Source organism: Chamaesiphon sp. VAR_48_metabat_403 (assembly GCF_031422475.1).
GTDB lineage: Bacteria > Cyanobacteriota > Cyanobacteriia > Cyanobacteriales > Chamaesiphonaceae > Chamaesiphon.
The window spans coordinates 1-2,543 of the sequence record NZ_JANPLS010000135.1 but is presented as its reverse complement, the minus strand read 5'-3'; the positions used below and the strand labels follow the sequence as shown (position 1 = coordinate 2,543).

Sequence of the window (2,543 nt, the reverse complement as noted above, 5' to 3'; positions counted from 1 at the left end):
TAAGCGGTGTAGCCACATCTACAAACTCAATATCATCCTTAATCCCAGGATAAAATCGTTCTAAAAGATCGATAAGAATTTGTGATTCTTGAATTTCTTCTGCATCGTAAATTGAACGACCATAAATGCGCTGCCAATAGTCATAATTAGTCGTCAACACAATCATCAGCACTGATTTTCCGTGTGGTGCTAGAGAGGGGTCGAAGCAATAGTGTTTGACTCCAATTTCATACCGCTTTTCTCCAGCAATTACTACAGGTTCATTGAGTAGATAAGTAGACCAATGTGGTTCGGCAGATAGATCGCGATTTACGCCCAGTGATACCTGTAGTTGGGAATGAATCGGTAAATGTCCATCGTAGTAACGTTGGATCTCGCGGGGGACATATTGCCGATCGATTAAACCGAACAGCGTATTGTGACCATCACAAGCCGAAACTACTCGATCCGCATAGTATTCTTCATTGTTATATGACCGCACCCCAACCGTCTGATGGTTCTCGATTAAAATCTTTTCTACTTGCGATTGATAGTGAATTTGACCGCCTAATTCTAGATATCGATCGGCGATCTTTTCGGCAAATTGCAGCGATCCACCTAGCGGAAAGCCAGCGTTTTTGGTGTGCATATAGGCTAGTAAAGACATCCCCACCATCACAGGAATATCCTCCCAGGCAAACATCTGGGGAATGGCGCGGCGGAGGAAGGGATCTTGAAACTTCTTGGCAAACTCTGCTGCTGAAAGATTTCCCCATCGCGCCAGTGGGCAGACAAATGGCAACATTTTTTGCGCTAACTTTGCCCAGTCACCTAACTGCATCAATGCTTTGGGCTGCTGTTGAAGTAGTGACAGATCGAAGCGAGTAAAAGTGCGAATCCCCGCACAGAAATTGCTAATCAACCGTCGATCGATTGGTGATAACTCTTTTAAATGCTGCTCTAATCGATCGGGATTACTATAAACAATTAAAGTTTTCCCATTAGATTCACTCACCCGCAGCAATTCATCGTGATGGACAAATTGTTGCTGAGGCACAACGCCAAGTTCCTCCCAGAGTTGGTAGAATGGCTGTCCTCGTGCAGAGCCAAACAAATAATGGATACAACCATCAAAAGTAAATCCCTGTCGCTGCCATGCCGTACACAGCCCACCTGGTCGATCGTGCATCTCAAAGATCTGAGTTTGATAACCATTCATCTGGGCATAGCAACCTGCCGCCAGCCCAGCAATTCCCCCGCCAATAATGATAATAGTGTCACCGCATTTATGATTCATCATGAAGACTTCCTCCCTGAATTAAGTATTTACACGAGTTTCCAATCCGAATGATTTTATATTTTAGACTAGAGCAATAGTAGGCAATATCCGATTTGTCAAGAGGTCATCGAACTTTTTATTTTCTTCTATATTGGCAAAGTGTGCTGAGTTTTCAAACCAAATTATTTCTTTTTTGGGTGCTTCGATTATGTTGAAATACTGTTCTGCAAGTATGGATGGTGCTTCATAGTCATGCCTTCCTAATGCAAAATATATTGGCACTTCAAAGGACAGCATCTGTTTATTTAGATTCATGGTCAAAAGTTCCTGCCACAACAAATGATTTGATGCAAATATCCCTTTGAAAAAATTCATTTTATCAAAAAAAGTATATTCAGTAGCAGATATCAAACTACTAAAAATAAGCGGAAAAGCACCGCTTGAGCTGCCGTACAACTCTCCACCATACTTTCCTAGTAAGCGTCGTTGGGTCATCAGTTTTTTCTGCCCATCGCCAGTATAAGGAGGGTTTCCTATCTCAGTGAGAGTCCGAATCGCTCGTTTGTCTTCCGCTGTTGTCGCTTGTGCTAATGTCCAACCATAAGAAATTTGTTCATTCTCGTGCATATTTACAATCTGACCAATTCCGATATAAGCATGATATAAATCTGGATATTTTTGGATACTAAGTATCCCAATTAGACTTCCCCATGAATGACCAACCAGAAATATTTTCTTTTGATTAAATCGATGACATAGAAATTGGGTTAATTCGCCAGTATCTAAGACAAACCGATCGATCGTCATGGAAGAATGAGGATTAATCGCTTGATAAGACTTACCTGCCCCTCGCTGATCCCAAGTCACGACTATAAAATGTTGCTCTAATTCATCTGTGTACTTTCTTAAAAGACACATATTTGAAGTGCCAGGGCCACCATGAAGAAAGAGAATGATAGGCTTTGTAATATCCACGCCACGAATCAGAATCCATTGTTCCTGTCCTCCCAAGTTAACTTTTTCAAGTGAGGCAATGCTCTGAGAAACATCATTTCCTTGTTTATCTTTAATAGAAAAAGTAAAACCAGGAATTAGGAATAATATCCCTAAAACTATTGCACCCAATAAAACGATCGTCAGAAAAAGCATCAGATTTTATTTGTAGTGTTAAATCGAAGGCAAGACAACAGGCAATCAATCTTCAATCAAAGCTCAATTGGGGTTCTGATTAAGATTAGATCAGCACTTGTTCTACCGATCGACGCAAAGACTGTGGCATCGATTT

Annotated in this window: 2 protein-coding genes; both read right to left on the bottom strand. The window is 41.1% G+C overall.

Annotation, left to right across the window (positions count from 1 at the left end; translation table 11 throughout):
- A partial coding sequence (locus RMO79_RS06625) for an NAD(P)/FAD-dependent oxidoreductase (protein ID WP_310482273.1) occupies positions 1 to 1,279 on the bottom strand: 1,279 nt, incomplete at its 3' end.
- Positions 1,280 to 1,339: 60 nt separating this feature from the next.
- Entirely contained in the window at positions 1,340 to 2,407 is a 1,068-nt protein-coding gene (locus RMO79_RS06620; protein WP_310482271.1) for an alpha/beta hydrolase, read from the bottom strand.
- Between the last annotated feature and the right edge of the window lie 136 nt (positions 2,408 to 2,543).